Below are 16,384 nucleotides of genomic sequence, written 5' to 3'. Positions count from 1 at the left end.
CGCACCTGCACAGCGTGGCGCCGTCGAGCCTGCTGGGCGAGGCGCTGCACTACCTGCATGGACAGTGGCCCAAGCTCGTGCGGTTCCTGGACAACGGAGCCTGGCCGCTGGACTCCAACCCAGTGGAGAACGCGATCCGGCCCTTCGTCGTCGGAAGGCGCAGTTGGCTGTTCGCCGACACCGTCGGTGGTGCCCACGCGAGCGCCAATCTCTACTCGCTGATCGAAACGGCCAAGGCCAACAACGTCGAGCCCTATCGGTACCTCGTCGCTCTGTTCAAGAAGCTGCCGCTGGCGCAGACCGTCGACGACTACGAGGCGCTGCTGCCCTGGAACATCGAGCTCGACGGCGCGCAGGCCTCCCTGCGCGCATCGGCTCCGACACCAAGCGCAAGGGCGTGGTTCATTGAGCGTACATGAACGCCCCCTATGCCAGCCTCTCAATTCATGACGACACGAAGGCAAAGATTGCTCCCGTACATTCGGGCTGTGAGTGCAGCTTTTGGCCGCGGCCCCTGATGGGATCTGCTGGTTGACGCCTCGATCGCTTACACGCACTCTGGGTGCCGCAGTCAATGCGGGCTTGGCCAACCACGGTCTTACCTGTCTTGCCATCACTTCATGATCGCCTGAGCAATCGGTGGTATTTCTCCCTGAAGTCGTTGTGTCTGTTCCGCAGTTGGCCTTCGATCACACGACCTCCGCCGCCTTCCTGTAACCCGTGTCGTAACGCCGGTCATGGGCCAGCAACGCCCAGACAATTCGAGCGTTCTTGTTGGCCAGCGCGACCGCCGCGACATTCTTGTTTCGCCGCTGTACGACAGCGTTGACCCAACTGCACGGATCCGCCTTCTGGCTCGCGCGATAGATGACTGATCGCGCACCGTGTATCAGCAAGGTGCGCAGGTAGCTGTCTCCTCGTTTGCTCATGCCGAGCAGGTTCGACTTGCCACCAGAAGAATGTTGCCGGGGCACCAGGCCCAGCCACGCCGCAAGTTGTCGGCCGCCGTCGAAGTTCTTCGCATCTCCGATGGAGGCGATAAGTGCGCTTGCTGTGATGGGGCCGATGCCGGGTACCTGAGCAAGCCTGGTGCTGAGTTCGCTGTTGCGATGCCACGCCTGAATCTGCGCTTCGATCTCGTCAACTTGACGGTCGAGCTCCTTGAGGTGGTCGAGCAGCCGTTGGACGAGCATGCGGAACCTGCCAGGCAGATCGCTGCTTGCGTCTTCGATCAGCTCAGGAACACGAGCAGCGATGTAGCCGAGCCCTTGGGGAATGATGAGGCCGAACTCGCCGAGGAGGCCACGGATCTGATTGGCCTGCGCTGTGCGCGCCTTCACGAAGCCCTGGCGCACCCGGTGCAATGCCAACACTGCCTGCTGCTCTACGTTCTTGATAGGTACGAAGCGCATGTTCGGCCGGCCCACGGCTTCGCAGATCGCCTCGGCGTCCGCGGCATCGTTCTTGTTGGTCTTGACGTAGGGCTTGACGAACTGAGGCGCCATCAGGCGTACGGCGTGCCCCATCGCTGCGAGCTTGCGCGCCCAGTGGTGTGCGCTGCCGCACGCTTCCATGCCGATCAGGCACGATGGCAGGTTGACGAAGAACGCCGCCATCTGGTCTCGGCGAAGCTGCTTCTTCACGAGCACCTTACCGTGCTCGTCGATCCCGTGGACCTGGAACACGTTCTTCGCCAGGTCGATGCCAACAGTCGTAAGCTTCATGGTGGACGCCCCTCTCGGTTCAAGTGATTGATCAACGTCACCACTTTGGCACGTCGATGCCGTTACGGGTGGGGGCGTTCATCCCATTGCTTACGCTCCGTTCGCTGCAGCGGTTGAATAGAACGAACAAACCACCAATCTCCAAGCATAGGACTTGCGGCGACCAGCGTCAGCATCGCGCCAACGCTGCACCGCTTTCATCCAGAACAACAAGATCCCGGCGCCTCCAAGACCAAGTACCCACATTGCTACGAGATTGATCCAGTCGATAGAGGTGACAGCATCCGTCGTCCAGAAGACTGCCGACAGGATCGTGATCGGGAAAACTTGGACAACAAACAGATCCCAAGCTTTGGGTTGGAACTTCGAATCTTTCCAGAAAACAACCGCTGGAGCGCAAAGAATCCCGGCAGTCGCTAGGAGAGCTATAGCAGCGGTCAATGCAATCAGTCCCGCGCTTGACACCAATGCCCCAATTTCAAGTAGCGGATAGTCGATGAGCGCTAAGGAACATCTGATCAAGTCCACCGATAGACGATCTGAACGTTGAACACGAAGCGGAAGGAGCGCCAACGATGAGCCAGATCAGTTTTTCGGATGCCGAGCACGCGGGCAAGAGGAAGAAGACCCGCTGGGAAGTCTTCCTCGCCGAGATGGAGCTGGTGGTGCCCTGGAAGGCACTGCTCAAAGTCATCGAGCCGCACTACCCGGTGGCCGGCCGCGGGCGCCGGCCGTATCCGCTCGAAGCGATGTTGCGTGTGCACTTGATGCAGAACTGGTTCGCGCTGAGCGATCCAGCGATGGAGGAAGCCCTCTACGAGATCACCTCGTTGCGCGCGTTTGCGAGCTTGGGGATGGAATCGATCCCCGACGAGACGACGATCCTGAACTTCCGCCACCTGCTGGAGGCCAGCGACTTGGCCGAGGACATCTTCAAACAGGTCAATGCCCACCTGGCCAGGAAGGGGCTGCTTCTGAAGAGAGGCTCCATCGTGGACGCCACGATCATCGCGGCGCCCAGTTCGACTAAGAACGAGAGCGGCGAGCGAGACCCGGAGATGCACCAGACGAAGAAGGGCAACCAGTGGCACTTCGGCATGAAGGCGCACATCGGCGTGGATGCGGACTCCGGGCTGGTGCACACGGTGACGACCACCGCAGCCAACGAGGCAGATGTGGAACAGGTGAGTGATCTGTTGCACGGCAAGGAAGCCCAGGTGTGGGCAGACTCGGGCTACCGAGGAGCACAGAGCCGAGTCAAGCGCAGCGTGCAGTGGCACATTGCGGGCCGGCCCAGCGACATGGCGAAGATGCCGGAGGGGCGAGCCAAGGCCAAGGCGCGCAAGCAGGAATACCAGAAGGCCAGCATCCGGGCGAAGGTGGAGCACCCGTTCCGGGTGATCAAGCGGCAGTTCGGCCTCACGAAAGTGAGGTTCAAGGGACTGGCCAAGAACACGGCGCATGTGATCACGCTGTTTGCGCTGTCCAACCTGTGGATGGCGCGCAAGAAATTGATGGCGATGATGGGACAGGTGCGTCTGCAAACAGCGTGAGTGCGCTGGATCAGGGGCAGACCTCGCCGATTCGGGGCATCTGGCGGGGCGATCCATTTCCGTGCACGCCATTGACCTTCATCGCGCGCCGATTGATGACCTGTTCAGACCTTCCCTAAGTAGCGCAAGGCGACGATTACACCGAGCCCAGTCGCCGCCAAGGCGAAGATCGAAAATGGAAATTCAGCCACCGACGTCCAGAGCCGTTGCTTTGAGGGCGACCAAAGCGACGATCTTTTCGTTCTCTCACTCCCATCGATGCTCGATGGATCTCTGGTGCTGGCGGATTCGTTGGTCATCGAAGAAGCTCCCAAGCAGGTTGAAATCTGCATTGTGGTGGCGCCGCCTCTCGCTGATCACACCGTTCTACCATTTGTTGTCGGCTCGCCGTCGCGGAGCGACGGTATACGGAGTGCTAACTACGGTGGCATGCAGGTCAGTAAATTTTCACACTCGATCGCCACGTCCAGACCCCGGGTCTGCGGTCGCTAAATGCGAACCAGACGAGGAGCTATGGGGTTTCGCGGATGCAACGCGCGTCGCTTTGCCCTGACAGCAGCGGCGCGCTACTGCGTAGCGAGGCGTTCTGCAATCTCGCGCGCACCGAGATCTCGGATTGAGGCAAAATTTCCGAGTTGCGCCGCCTGCGGACTTGCCTTGCCTTGCTCGCCACCCGTGGCAGGCAGCCTGCGGCAACCGAGCTGGCGGATGGTGGGCTGCAGACCTAAGTTCTCGCAGGAACAGAAAGACGCATCGGTCGATCACTACCTCGCCCACGGTCACTGCATTGCTGCCACCATGAGGGCACTGGGCTACCCGTGCAGAGAGACGCTGACCGCCTGGATTCGCGAGGCCCTTCCTGATGCCAGAAGGGCTACCGCTCGTTCGCTGGAGCAGAGCTCAAGAACGCGCTCATTGCTATGCAGCTACTTGTTCGACTCTGCAGCCTGCGGCTGGACAGACACTGCTTTTGCGACCCGTTTGCGCACAGAAACATCCGGAAGAGCAGTCAAGCACTCGAACAATTGCTCCGCATATGAGAAGCCGATATGCAGCACGGATTTCTTGTTGAAGTAGAACAGCCAGGCGGCAAGAATAGCCAGTGAGATCAACAGCGTCAGCGTCGCAGCCAATCCTGGATCTGCGAGATGGATTGGGGCGAACTGCAGCGGCGAAAGTTGCAGAACTTTGGCGATGATCAATCCGTAGACCATACCCATCAAGCTCGTCTCGATGCCCACGGGCTTCATCGCCAACATGTTTCGGTGAAAACCGAAAGCGGTGTTCTCTTTGAAAAGCAAGCCCTTGTTGTTCCGAGTCAGTTCACGAAGACGTTTCGCGACCCCGTTGTAAACGTCATCCGCCTTGGCCGGATCAGCGTGCTCCTCTTGTGCGGTCGGCATGACGATCTGCAGCTTCGCGCTGACCATCGCGTGATATCGCTGCTTGCTGACCCCATCCAGAGCGGAGGTTTCGCGGTGCCGAAGAGCAATGGTGGTCGGCAAACCACCCCACTCGGCAAGTAAGCTCTCTTGAAGTTGCTTGCCGCGACCTCGCGTCACGCTCGCCAACGTGTAGAGTGCGCCGCATCCCCCGAGCACGGCGACGACCGCCGTCAGGACCGGGTGCCGAGGTCCGTAGACGCACACTAATGGCACAAGGAGTGGCAGCGCCACCATCAACCCCGGGAAAAGGCGAGCTTTCCGTTCGTAAGGGTCCTTCAACAGATCAATCATCGGTTCACCGTTTCTGCATACATCGTTCGAGAGACAACGACTGGGTCTCCCAGGGGCCGGTGCCATTCGTTCACGAACCCACTGCAGCTTTCATGGCCCGCAGGTCATCCCCGTCGCCGACAATCAGCGACACGGCAGGCAGCCCATCCTGTGCCATCCCCAGCGCCAGGTACACCAGTTGATAGAAGTCATCCGAGCTCGGATCGGCGCCATGGCCTGGTGGATGGCTGTGCCATTCCCCTACGTAGCCGACGATCCCGGCGGTTCGCTTGGAAGCTTCCCGTCCCGCGCTCGCGACGCCCTCCACCCCGCGTTCGAAATGACCAGGCGATGAGCGGCTATCGGAGGGCGCCTCAAGTGCGTCGACGACGACGACGGCATTGATGTTCAAGTCGTGATAGCCAAGCAGAATTCCGCCCGTTTCGTTGGGAAGGTGCAGCTGGCGCATCGCACGCATCTTTGCAGTGACACCCGCGTCGATGAACAGGTCCATATCGTCGAATGCGATTTTGTGCTCTTGATGCGCAGAGAGTTCATGAAGCGAGACCACCCCAGTGTCAGCCTCGCGCGACCAGACGCGGATGCAGGCCTCGTCGGACGTGGTCAATTTCTGAACCTGCTCCGCCAGCAGCGCGGCGTGGACCTGCACCGAGGAATACGGCATCACCACCGAAATATCCCGGCAACTCGCACCGCTCCAGAACGTTCCAGCGCTTCCCTGGAGGTGGTGTTCACCCCACTCTTGCGTGATGACGGAACGGTAGTACTGAGCCTCCAGCGATCTGAGGCGTGTCGTCCGCGCCGCATCCTCGAGCAACAGGACACACCCTGACCCGGAAGGGGTCAGGAACACGGAGGCGTGACGGCCGGCGTCATCATGTGCACTTGCAAGCCTGGGGTACTCCAAAGTCGTGGAGGCATCCACGACCAGTCTGCCGCTGCGCAGGGCTGGAAGGAGGCCTCCATCGACCAGATCACAAGCATCCGCGTGCACGGGCGTCACGACCGCTGCCCCATCGCGGATCTCTTTGGCCCGGGCGGCAGCAACCTGTTCCTTGTAGTGGCCCAGATGTCGAAGGTCCGCGGGGTGACGCACCAGGTTGTGCGGCTTGACATGATCCTTGTCGACAACTGTCCACTCCCCCCAACCCGAACGCACCCAAAGATCGAGCATCGTCGCGCCGAGTGCACCTGCTCCAATCAGTGTTGCGATGGGTCCAGACTCGACGGTGCCGGCCTGGCGCCGCGCGGCCACTTGATCGACGCATTGCAGTACCTCGATCGCCTCGATCTCAACCGGCTTCCACGCCACCGACTTGGCAGCCGGCTCCAGCAGCTTTACCCGCCAGTACTTGTCGCCGACCCGATGGAGCTCACCCATCAACTCGCCGAGCTTGAGTTCGCCGTGGTTGACCAGATATGCGCGTCTTGCACGACGCTCCGCTTGGGCGTCCGGTGCGCGCGTGATCGGCATATCGAGCAGAATGACGGTCCCGGTACTGTCCGTCGCGGCCGCGGCACCATTGCTCCCCACGGCCTCGCTGATTGCGAGTTCGAGTGCAGCAACCAGATCGACACCGCGCGAACTCAGCATCTCAGCCAGCAGGCCGAGGGTTGGGGGGTCTTCTTCGATGCGCCCATGCACCATGGCAGGCAGCCGAAGACTCACCAGCGAAAGGCTCGGGCTGCGCTTGACGCCCTCCAGGCGCGGTTGCAGCAGGAAGGTCGAGCTGTGCTGCGTGCGCTTGACCCCCTCGAAAAGATCGAATTTCTGTTGAGGATTCTCCGTCAGAAGGGCGTCGACGTTCCACGGCAGGATCAATTCGTTGGACGTGGTGAAGAAGAGCTGCTCGACCGGTTGATCCGCAGGATGCAGCTCTCCACGGGCCGTTTTTTCCAACCAGAATTTGATACGGCCGAGAAAGCTCTCGGGCGTCCATGTTCGCGTCACGGATCGCGGTGGCTCGAAATAGAGACAAAGGCTTGGCGGACATCCAGGCGGGCGCGCGTTCTGGTGCATAAGGCGCGGAAAGCCGCGTCGCACAGCGAGCACTTCCACGAGTTGCGTCGCATCCGAGCCCACGATCAGCGCGATCCGCTCGATGAATTCGATCCCGAAAGGATTGTTGGGCGGCACAGCGTGGCACTTTGCGTCCACGACGAGAAGCTCCAGGCGCCCTCCTCGCTGGAGCTGCATACAGCGCACCAACTCGAAGTCTGGATGGCGCTGTACCGCCGTCGCGATCGCAATGCTTCGCGCCTCCTGAAGGGCCTGCGGCCCCTGCAGCAGCTCGCCCTGTGGCAGGGTTCCCCAATTTTCCTCCATGTCAGCCCACCCGCACCGTGCTCGTGGAGAGCCCCGCGCGCGGTGGTGAAGACGTCAGAATGGCCGCAGCGCCCGCGATCGCCTTGATCCACGAAATGCCCCCCACGCTCACCTCGAACGTCAGAGGCGAGGGCTTGGCTGCGTTCGGCTCCTCCATGGTGACGACGAACGTCCTGCCGCCGACCTGAGCCAGGTGGCTCTCATACGCGTTGCGGGCCTGGATGTGCGGAGGCTGAACCTCTTCGTACATGTCCTTCGAGTTCGGGATCGGGTAGCTCGAACTCACGATGTACGCATTCTTCTTGCCCGAGAGCAGCAGCTCCTTGACGCCCGGCTTCGGGATAGTCTCCTTCTCCCCCTTCGTATCGCTCAGACACAGATAGCTGCAGTGGTGGGGAATGTTGAAGAGGTCATAGCGCAGACGATCTTCGTTACCGTGGTACTTGGTGATGCGCACGATGTCCTCGAGCACCTCCCAGCTGCTGTCGCCGACCTGCAGGAAGTCGTAGTACGCGCCGTCCGCCGCCAACCGCACGTTGAAAACGAGTGACGCGTCGTTGCGAACGAAGTCGCCGTCTTCGCAGTGCGCGATGAACGGCGAATGAGTGAAGAATTCGATCCCGTCGGCAGCAAGGCTGAAGGTGCTCACCACCGTTCCGGCGTCCACGAACAGGTGGTCACGAGCATCCGTCGACTCTCCGCGTTCCTTGAGGGCCGGGTGCAGCCACTTGTCGACCTCCTCGGGGTGGGAGAACACCTTGATACCCTTGCCCTCCAGCAGGCGGTGGCGCGCCTCCTTGCGCCAGAGCGCGAATTCGTCCGAAAGCTGGTCGCGGCGCACCTCTTCGATGAGCATGGCCGCTGGCACCCAGAGTTCGTTGATCTTGGTGCGCCCCTCGCCCTGGTAAGTACCCGAGTGGCGCAGCTCGAAGAAGTTGGTGCTGCCGCAGATGTGGTCGAGATCGGCATGGGTGAAAGCAACCATGTCGAAGTAGTCGCGCTTGGCCTCGCTCAGCTCGCGCTTGAGCTGCTTGTGCAGATCGATGCGCGGGTCGGCCGCGTCCTCGGCCGCCTTGCAGTGATTGAAGTCAAACAGGATGCGGCGTCCGTTCGCAGTGACGATCTGCGTCGTATCGCCGTTGCCTACGGGGTAGAAGATGATGTCGTGTTTTTGCGCCATGCTGTTGTTCTTCTGTGCCGGCAAAGGCCGCACTTTGTGAAGAGCATCCAGTTTGTCGAGCTTTGCGTAAGTTCAACAGGCACCCGTTATGGCGAAGTTCTTGCGCGGGCATTAGCGAAGATAAGCTTTTTCTTACGCGAACAGGCCTGGTGCGATGGGGAGCATCAGTGTGAACACGACGCCGTTCGGGTAGTTGCGCACGGTGATCGTTCCCCTCATGCGTCGAAGGTAGTCGCGCGCCACGTAGAGACCTACCCCCTGCCCGTAGCCTTCAGCCGTGGTTGCGGTCGAGAAACCGAACTCAAAGATTTTCTCGAGATTGTCGTGGGGGATATTCTGACCGTCGTTCCACACCTCGATGCCCGCAGCCTCATCTTGCGCAACGAGCACGAGCCGGATCGGCGTATCGGGCGCTCGGTGGCGGTCCGCGTTGTTCAGCACGTGGGTCAACGCGTCTTCCAACGAGAACAAGTCTGCCAGACACCTGACTCCTTGCGGCGGTCCTCCATATTCGACCCGCGAGATGTCCGCGTGCTCAGCATTGCGAGCCACTTCCGAAAGAAAGTGCGCGAGATCGAACTCAACGATGTCCATTTCTCGGGAGCCGATTGCGTCCACGGCTGAGGCGCCGCCCATCAGGTGGGGAAGCGCCGCGAACATGCGGTCCACATAACGCCTGCCTGGATCGTTGGGTTCGGAGTGAATTGCCATCAAAGCCTGTAGCGGAGATCGGATCTCGTGGCCCATAACCTTGAGGTTCTGCATCCTGTTCTCGACTTCCTGGTCACGCTGGCGACGACTCTCAGCGGCCCTTTCCTCACGCTCGGCATGTGCCTTTGCCATCTGTTCTCTGAGGCTCTTGATCAGTCCGTTGATGGCTGTGGCAAGCATGCCGATCTCGTTCCTCCGATCGCCGTAGGGCAGGCTGACGTTCAGGTCTCGCCGCGTCACCGCCAACTGCTCCGAGTACTTTGCCCATTCGCCGATCGGCCCCAACAAACTTCGGACAAAGTACCAGAACACCAGGCCGCTTCCCGTCAGCAGGACGAGGAGGTAGATGAAGATCTGCCAAAACCCTTTCTCGATCAGTCTCCAGGGGTGCGCCACTGTCACGGAAAGATTCGTGTCGGGAATCGACTCCGACTGGCTCGTGGGAGTCGCCGGCAGCAACAAGTCGCCCTTTTCAAGCTTTGCCCCTAGAAAACCGGGCGCGAACTTCGCCCGGAGATTTTCCGGCGGATCGATCGACCAGGCCTGTTCGGATGTCTCCCCGATCTTGCGCAGCTGGATACTGCCGTAGGCATTGAAGATCTGCGTGCCGAGGCTTGAGAGGGAGAGTTCGGCCCTGCCGTCGCCGCGGTACTTGATCGTTCTGATGATCGACGTGTTCGCCGACGCATCCCTTCGCTCAACGGAGAACGTGGTTCCATGCCAGCCGTTGGGAGGCCACTCCTCGTCGGACTTGGGCTCGATGAATTCCCGAAAGTCCAGCCGTGCGATGAAATGCAGTCGAGAGCTCCGGGCCTGCCTCTGCAGATAGGCCCACCCCTCGATTTTTCGATCCCGGTCCCGCTGGTTGTCTCCTATCTGACGGAACGCGGTCAGTTCATAGCGATCGCGGCGGGCAAAGAACGGCGGGGGCTGAAACGCCAGCCACCATGTCACCTTCTGGCCGCTCGCCTCGATGTTGATCTTGATGGTGTCGGCGGCCATCTTGAGGTCGCCGGGCTTAAGTGGAACAACGTCGTCCTCTGCGAACGTGCCCGCGACATACAGATAGCGCCCGGCGGCTTTGGACTCCCCAAAATACGAACAGAAGCGATCATCGTCCGAGGGTTGCCCTCCGCCAATCGGGTCGAGGTAGACAAAGCAATTGCGAGGCGGCTGGCGAGGAAGAACCGTTGCAGCGGTTGTCGGCAAACCGGTGTAGTAGGCCCTGGGCAACAGCAACGGTCTCAGCGGCCGCCTTTCACTAATCAGCTCCGAGGTATTGTTTTCAAGAACGAACCTTTCATCTGCGTCGAATCGCCCCACGAGGTCGCGAAGATCGCGCTGGAAGAGCTCTCGCCGAATTTCCTTGGCGCGGTCGGACGAAAGGAAATAAAGATGTATCGAGGCGGATGCCGTCACGACCAACAGGACCGTGAGGAACAGAACAGTTCGCAGCCACAGGGCTCTGCGGCGATACCAGACTCCAACGCGGTTCGCGAGACCCAGGATGGATGCTTCGACTGCGGCGACCCGCGCTCTTGCTGCGGCAATCAGTCCAACTGCCACAAATAGCCATTCATGACGACAGCCTGGATTTGATCAAAATCAGGATCCACGGAACGGAATTCGTCCCGAATTTCAGAAACCTTGACACGGAGATTCCTGAGATTTTTGCCGCTGACTATAAATTCGTAAAGCTGTTTGTGGTTGACGGCTGTGCCCGCATTTCGGGCCAAGGCTTCGACGATGTCGATTTTCGACATCGACATGCGAAGGGGATGCCCCTTCCACTGAATGTTATTGCGACCGCGCCGATTTATCTTTAGATCTGGGACTTTAGCGAAATCGCCCTCAGACTCATGCACTGCATCCGTGTCGGTCAGCGCGCGCCTGAATGTGAGAGCGCGCTTGACCTCCGACTTGAAATCAGATTCATCCACCGGCTTCTGGAGATAGTCCCACGCATCGAGCGCTTTAAAGACCCCTTCCTCAACGGTGAATCCCGTAATCACCAGCAGCGGAGTGCGTCGCGTGTCCAAGGCTTTGGCGATTTTCACGCCCCCGAACTTGTCCGAGCCTGTGCCAAGATCAACGTCTGAGACCACCAAATCGAAATCCGTATCGTCGATGGCGCGCAACGCCGGTTCGAGTTCGGAGAACGAGGAAATCTGGCAATTGTGAACGGTCTCTTTGAGCCAGCGGGTTAGCAGTTCGATGACGAGAGGGTCATCATCCACCACGGCGATCTGTTGCATGTCTGGCCTCCTGGGATGCTTACCGACGATAAGCCAAGAGGCTGGGGAAGGAGGTAAGAGTTTCCTTACGCGGTGCATGGGCCGCCCCACGTGCGTCCCCAGCGACGAGTGGTGGAAACGCTCGTCCGGATGGCGCGCAGTCGACACTCGGTCGCGGTGGAGTCTTCATCTAGTCGGCGGTGGCTTAGTTCCCCCCGCCTTTCTTGAGTTCCTCGCGCTCGGCGAATGCCCGCTGATAGCTCTGTCGGAACTCTGCCGAGTCCAGCCCCGCCTGGCAACCAGATGGCTCCGGAGGTCGACGAGACCATGTTCAGTCCGACAACATACCGGGACATATGCGAGCGCGCGCACGTTCGCTGGGCTCAAGCAGTCTTGCTCGGCGCGCTTCGAGCTGATAGTGGCGGACGATAGCATTCACGAGTTCCATCTCACCCAGATAATTCAGAGAATTGAGGATGTCTGGCATCGCCCCCGTCTTCTCCAGCAGATGGCGCGCGTCGTTCGCGTATCGAGGAAGCGATTGCTCGTAATGAGAGGCGACGTCATGGGCAAGCCTCAAAGCTCTCTCGAAAGCCTCGGAACACTCTTCATCCCGCTGAAAATAGTAGAGCGCGTGCAGCGCTGCGAAGGTCTCGGGAGTGACGTGTTCGACCATCTCCTGAACGGCCTTCTTCTTGATCTCATGCCGTGCCAGCATGTCTTTCAGGCTGACGGCATCGAAGTCGACGATCGGGTCGAACGTCTCCGTTTCCGCCAGTATTTCATCAAGGTCATGGAGCTGCAGCCAGATGTCGAAGAATCTGATGAGGCTCGTGGCGTCGACACCGGGGATCGGAACGACATGCTCGAACAGTGACGCGAGCTCACGTCGACCTTGAATGATCGTCAGCGCCTTGGAAAATTCATTGTTGCTCAGCTTGAATTTCTGCCGCATTGCAGTCTTCGCCACGTCGAAGGCATCCGTATTCCACTTCACCCGGGCAGGCATGGCGGTGGCGATCTCCGCGAGTTGGACCCTCGACAAGTTTGCTGTAAAGGCACCCCAACGGTATTCGGTCAGCAGCCGATCGCCCAGCGATGCCAAATCCTTGAGGTGCTTCTCGAGCTCGCTCCAGCGTTTCTTCAGGACGATGATGTTCACGATCGAGAGAACGACCAGATGCTTCTTATTGTCGATGTCGAACGGATAGCGAAACACCTGGCCAGTGGAATCGATGCTCGCGACATCAGCGACGTAAGGATCCAGCGAACCGATCGTTGCGTGGTAGCGCTGATCGAACGCCAGCGCGTGTTCCTTCACGTAGGACCAGATCTTTCCGAGGTCATGCGACCCCGCCATGTCGAACTTCGGAGTCGCAGTTCCTCGGATTTCAGCAAGCCTTCCGAGCGAGGCGGCCGCGGACTTTAGGAAGAGTTCAACTGCATGCCGCATGTTGAAGCAGATCGGATAGATGAACGTATCGACGTATAGAGTCAAGCCCCTGTTCGAGATGACTTGATCGAGCAGAAGATTTGCAGCCGACGCGAAGCCGCTTGCGTACTCGTAGATTTGCGGGTCTCCGTTCTCCCCTACACAGGCGTTGGCCCATGTCGGTTCATCGCCCCGGAACGTTGCATTCTGTCCTGTCATTTGCGTCATGGATCATGTGGGATTTGACGACGGAGGAGTTTCGCACTTTCGTGCGAGTGGCCAAGGGCATCACGCGATTGCAACGCGGTCAGGCGCGGTGCCGTCGGTGTTTCAGTAAGGTGTCCATTGGCACCAGGCATCATGTGCCGCACGAATTGGAGGGGTGCAGGTCATCCATGCAGATCATGGCACAGTCGACCTGGTAGCGCGTGCACGCCGTCATAGGCCGGTCCCAACCCGACAGCTGCCGCATCAGCTGCCCTGCAACGCCTGCATCGTCAATCCACAGGCGAAAGTCGGCGCAAAGCGCAGCCTAGGAAGCGCCTCCCTGCGATCACGACTTCGCCGCGGTCGAAGAGCCACGATATCGCCCGCCAGGACAACCACGTCGTAGTCCAATGCCTTCGCCACCTCGAAGGTCCCAAGCTCGGGGTGCGAGTCGTAGAGGATGAGCAACTTCATGGTCGCTGGTCTCCTGCCGGAGATTTCACATCGACGATCAGGCCAGGCTCGAATGCCTGGTTCTCAATCCGGCCGCTCCAATTCACATAACCGCGCGGGTTGCACACCACCTGGCAATTGCGGACTCGATAGTCGAACCGTTGATGCGTGTGACCATGCACCCAGAGCACAGGCACATCGAAGAAGGCCTCTGGAAGCTCCGTGACGAAGGCGCCCGAGGCCCAGTCATCGGCATAGCGCTGCGACAACGAGCCGCGATGGGGCGCGTGATGCGTCACGACCACCGTAGATCCAGCAAACGCTTCCGCAAGCTTCGCCTGCAGCCACGCGCGCTGCGCCTGATGAATCCGAAGCGTATCCGCCGCCTGGAGCTTTCTTCCCTGCTTATGGCGCCAAGTGTCCGGTTCCGCCGACTCGTCGGGTGCCCGGATCAACGTGTAGTCGTTCAGCAGGTTGGTCGCCATCTTCATGGCCCGCGCTGGATCGCTGACCAGACCTTCAGATGTCTCGATCGCGAGCTCGAAGTCAGTCCACAATGTCGCGCCGAGAAACCGCACGCCGTCGATCACGACCGCGTCAACGTCGAGCAGATGGACATTGGTTCCTTCGGCTTCGCGCCGCGCGTCGGCAAGCGTCGTATCCAAACGGCCGTCGTAGTATTCATGGTTGCCCAGCAGGTAGATAACGGGCTTGCCACGAAAACGATCTGCCGCCCACTGGACCGCCCGCTTGGCCGGCGAATGAATGTCACCGGCGAGGACGACGACATCGAAATCAAGTTCTGGCGCGGGCTCGAACGGCGCGAACTCGAGGTGAAGATCGGAGAGGATCAAAACTTTCATGGAGATGCCCCTTCAAAGCACGCGCGAAGCTGAGCACAGGCTTTGTCGTCAAAGCCCACGAATGAGTTGCACACCACCAAATGATCCTTGCACCGATCGAACTGCCAGTAAGCATCGTCGAGCGCGACCCAGGGCTCGTCGACCGCATCGTGGATCTGGAGCCAGGAAAGGATTTCTCCTTCACGCGGCCTGTACGGCGGAGGAAGGCCGCACCCTGGGTATGGGGTCATCCCCAGGATACGAGCTCGAATGTCACTGGAGAAGGGCTTCATCAATGTCTTGTAGCGGAGATGCGCTCGCCACGACGAACTGATCACGATCTTCACGTGCGGGAACTCGCGCAGCAGTGCTTCCAGGCGCGGCAGGAAGCAGAAGTCGAAGCCGCCGTTGAGGATGTGGTCTTCTCCCTCCGGATGAAGCACACCGTCGAAGTCGAGGAACAGGATCACTCAGGACCTCTCGATCCGCTCATTGGTCCTCATACGACACCACCGTGTTGGATGGCAATGAGCATGGAGCGCACCTTTTCCGAGCCGCCTTCCGCAGCGAACGCAGCGGGTGTTCGACCGTTGAACAGTCTGTGCGGCTTGTTCAGCCAAGCCTGCGCCGCTGCTCCGAAAACTTGGGTGGCGAGAGACGGCAGATCTTGCGCAAGAGCGAACGAGGCAGTCTCCTTCTGCGGATCCAGTGGCCACCCCAGGTGCGAGCCCATATCGACCCCGAAGGCACGGAACGGTGCCGCGGCGGTCATCAAGCCCTCTGCGAGGTAGTCGATATTCTGGTGGTGGTGGCCATGTACCACCAACTGCACGCCGAGCGCCTCGGCGAGCTCGTTTATCGCCTGCCAGCCATGCGGATGCGCCGACGGCGCTTCGTGCGTCACTAGGATGTCGGCCGGCCCACCCCGCAGCAGCTGTTGGTAGTCATCCGGAAAGATGGAGGATCGGTGCTTGCGGGAAATGCCATCGCGCCACCGCTCCTCGCGCTTCATGGTTCGACGCATGGCCTCGCTGGACTGGAATGCGGCCTCCTTGGTCGGCCGCCGCGGATCCCAGATCTTGCTGCGGAATATGCCGCCCAGGCCTGCGACCTTGTACCCGGCGATCTCGACGATGCGTCCGTGCAGGTTGCGGGTGACGAGCTCTGATCCCCACAGGTTGTCGTAGTCGGCATCGGAATCCGTGTCGTGGTTGCCCGGGATCCAGTAAGCCTCGGTGAGATCCAGGATCGGACCCAGTTCGATGTGCAGAGGCCGGCGCGTCTGGATGTCGCCCAACAGCACGATCGCCTCGGGCTGAAAACGCTCGACCGCGGCGATCACCGGATCGAGATCGCCGTGCGGATCGCCGAAGAACATGAGCTTAGGCTTCGACTGGTTGTGCTCGGATCGCTCATGGAGGTCCAACGGGATGAGAGGTTTCATTTCATATGCTGATGGCGCTTCATCGTCCAGCCGCGAACCGCAGGAAGTGCGAGCGCAGTTCCTGGAAGCTGTCTTGATCGAATGCACGCTTGGGATCGGTGAGGACGAGCCGTTCTAAGTTCGCTTCAAAGCTCCCAGGCCAATCGTCAAGTGCGACCCATTCCGCGTCGTTGCGGCCATTCCTATCGAGCCAGGCCTGGATTTCCAACTGGCGCCGGTGGTGGACCACTACATGGGGGTCAATCTGCGGCGTCGCTCCGATGATCCGGTGCAGGAAGTCGGTCCTGCAATAGCGCTGCAGCTGCTCGATGCTCTCGGCCAGTCGCCAGTCCGACGAGATGACGACGTCGACAGACTCGAACTCTCGAAGAAGCTCTGCCAGCCGCGGCAAATGGCTGAAGAACCTGCTGCTGAACGAGTAGTCCACGCCGACAGGATGAAGCACGCCATCGATATCCAGGAACAGCAGGTCGCTGGAATCGCCCGTGTGGCCAAAGGCATCATGGGTCAGCGTCGGTTCTGCCATGGATAGATGGCAAGTA

15 protein-coding genes are annotated in these 16,384 nt (G+C 60.0%); 2 read left to right on the top strand and 13 right to left on the bottom strand.

Going from position 1 to position 16,384, the window contains the following annotated elements; genetic code table 11:
* Positions 1–419: IS66 family transposase (locus BM013_RS37565; protein ID WP_143098465.1), on the top strand; the 419-nt coding region annotated here is incomplete at its 5' end.
* Positions 420–689: 270 nt separating this feature from the next.
* Here BM013_RS37565 and BM013_RS37560 read toward each other — a convergent pair.
* Positions 690–1,724 (bottom strand): IS110 family RNA-guided transposase, encoded by a 1,035-nt coding sequence (locus tag BM013_RS37560; protein WP_093135174.1) that lies wholly within the window; start codon positions 1,722–1,724, stop codon positions 690–692.
* 90 nt (positions 1,725–1,814) lie between these two features.
* Positions 1,815–2,252 (bottom strand): hypothetical protein, encoded by a 438-nt coding sequence (locus BM013_RS40955; RefSeq protein ID WP_143098464.1) that lies wholly within the window; start codon positions 2,250–2,252, stop codon positions 1,815–1,817.
* A gap of 47 nt (positions 2,253–2,299) precedes the next feature.
* On the opposite strand from BM013_RS40955, the gene BM013_RS37555 reads away from it, so the two are divergent.
* Positions 2,300–3,277 carry an IS5 family transposase gene (locus BM013_RS37555; protein ID WP_093135171.1) on the top strand — a complete coding sequence of 326 codons (978 nt, stop codon included), beginning with the start codon at positions 2,300–2,302 and terminating at the stop codon, positions 3,275–3,277.
* Positions 3,278–4,203: 926 nt separating this feature from the next.
* On the opposite strand, the gene BM013_RS37550 is transcribed toward BM013_RS37555, so the two are convergent.
* From BM013_RS37550 to BM013_RS37500, 11 genes are all read right to left on the bottom strand, one after another.
* Positions 4,204–5,013, bottom strand: a complete 810-nt coding sequence (locus BM013_RS37550) for a hypothetical protein (RefSeq protein ID WP_093135169.1) — start codon at positions 5,011–5,013, stop codon at positions 4,204–4,206.
* A 70-nt stretch (positions 5,014–5,083) separates the two neighbouring features.
* The gene (locus BM013_RS37545; protein WP_093135166.1) at positions 5,084–7,339 is read right to left on the bottom strand and encodes a ThiF family adenylyltransferase; all 2,256 of its coding nucleotides are present in this window, start codon (positions 7,337–7,339) and stop codon (positions 5,084–5,086) included.
* Position 7,340: 1 nt separating this feature from the next.
* On the bottom strand, positions 7,341–8,519 hold the full coding sequence (locus BM013_RS37540) for a ComEC/Rec2 family competence protein (RefSeq protein WP_093135190.1): 1,179 nt from the start codon (positions 8,517–8,519) through the stop codon (positions 7,341–7,343).
* Between the two features lie 132 nt (positions 8,520–8,651).
* Positions 8,652–10,796: a sensor histidine kinase gene (locus BM013_RS37535; protein WP_093135164.1), complete on the bottom strand. Its 2,145-nt coding sequence runs from the start codon at positions 10,794–10,796 to the stop codon at positions 8,652–8,654.
* Positions 10,781–11,485 carry a response regulator transcription factor gene (locus BM013_RS37530; protein WP_177225672.1) on the bottom strand — a complete coding sequence of 235 codons (705 nt, stop codon included), beginning with the start codon at positions 11,483–11,485 and terminating at the stop codon, positions 10,781–10,783. The genes BM013_RS37535 and BM013_RS37530 overlap by 16 nt, the downstream gene beginning before the upstream one ends.
* A gap of 310 nt (positions 11,486–11,795) precedes the next feature.
* Positions 11,796–13,124 (bottom strand): hypothetical protein, encoded by a 1,329-nt coding sequence (locus BM013_RS37525; protein WP_143098463.1) that lies wholly within the window; start codon positions 13,122–13,124, stop codon positions 11,796–11,798.
* A gap of 243 nt (positions 13,125–13,367) precedes the next feature.
* The gene (locus BM013_RS41510) at positions 13,368–13,577 is read right to left on the bottom strand and encodes a hypothetical protein (protein WP_093135156.1); all 210 of its coding nucleotides are present in this window, start codon (positions 13,575–13,577) and stop codon (positions 13,368–13,370) included.
* The gene (locus BM013_RS37515) at positions 13,574–14,419 is read right to left on the bottom strand and encodes a metallophosphoesterase (protein ID WP_093135155.1); all 846 of its coding nucleotides are present in this window, start codon (positions 14,417–14,419) and stop codon (positions 13,574–13,576) included. The genes BM013_RS41510 and BM013_RS37515 overlap by 4 nt, the downstream gene beginning before the upstream one ends.
* Entirely contained in the window at positions 14,416–14,868 is a 453-nt protein-coding gene (locus tag BM013_RS37510) for an HAD domain-containing protein (RefSeq protein WP_093135152.1), read from the bottom strand. Before BM013_RS37510 ends, BM013_RS37515 begins: the two co-directional genes overlap by 4 nt.
* Positions 14,869–14,897: 29 nt before the next feature.
* On the bottom strand, positions 14,898–15,842 hold the full coding sequence (locus tag BM013_RS37505) for a metallophosphoesterase (protein WP_093135150.1): 945 nt from the start codon (positions 15,840–15,842) through the stop codon (positions 14,898–14,900).
* A 19-nt stretch (positions 15,843–15,861) separates the two neighbouring features.
* On the bottom strand, positions 15,862–16,368 hold the full coding sequence (locus BM013_RS37500) for an HAD domain-containing protein (RefSeq protein ID WP_093135147.1): 507 nt from the start codon (positions 16,366–16,368) through the stop codon (positions 15,862–15,864).
* Between the last annotated feature and the right edge of the window lie 16 nt (positions 16,369–16,384).

This window comes from Variovorax sp. OK605, from assembly GCF_900115445.1.
Lineage (GTDB): Bacteria > Pseudomonadota > Gammaproteobacteria > Burkholderiales > Burkholderiaceae_C > Variovorax.
Note: the sequence above shows the minus strand (reverse complement) of the source record. Positions and strands in the feature narration are given on the sequence as shown.

Bases quoted from the DNA above. Each gene is read 5' to 3' on its own strand.
- BM013_RS37515 (WP_093135155.1), bottom strand. From the start codon at position 14,419: ATGAAAGTTTTGATCCTCTCCGATCTTCACCTCGAGTTCGCGCCGTTC.
- BM013_RS37540 (WP_093135190.1), bottom strand. From the start codon at position 8,519: ATGGCGCAAAAACACGACATCATCTTCTACCCCGTAGGCAACGGCGAT.
- BM013_RS37500 (WP_093135147.1), bottom strand. From the start codon at position 16,368: ATGGCAGAACCGACGCTGACCCATGATGCCTTTGGCCACACGGGCGAT.
- BM013_RS37550 (WP_093135169.1), bottom strand. From the start codon at position 5,013: ATGATTGATCTGTTGAAGGACCCTTACGAACGGAAAGCTCGCCTTTTC.
- BM013_RS37560 (WP_093135174.1), bottom strand. From the start codon at position 1,724: ATGAAGCTTACGACTGTTGGCATCGACCTGGCGAAGAACGTGTTCCAG.
- BM013_RS37505 (WP_093135150.1), bottom strand. From the start codon at position 15,842: ATGAAACCTCTCATCCCGTTGGACCTCCATGAGCGATCCGAGCACAAC.
- BM013_RS37545 (WP_093135166.1), bottom strand. From the start codon at position 7,339: ATGGAGGAAAATTGGGGAACCCTGCCACAGGGCGAGCTGCTGCAGGGG.
- BM013_RS37555 (WP_093135171.1), top strand. From the start codon at position 2,300: ATGAGCCAGATCAGTTTTTCGGATGCCGAGCACGCGGGCAAGAGGAAG.
- BM013_RS41510 (WP_093135156.1), bottom strand. From the start codon at position 13,577: ATGAAGTTGCTCATCCTCTACGACTCGCACCCCGAGCTTGGGACCTTC.
- BM013_RS37530 (WP_177225672.1), bottom strand. From the start codon at position 11,485: ATGCAACAGATCGCCGTGGTGGATGATGACCCTCTCGTCATCGAACTG.
- BM013_RS37525 (WP_143098463.1), bottom strand. From the start codon at position 13,124: ATGACGCAAATGACAGGACAGAATGCAACGTTCCGGGGCGATGAACCG.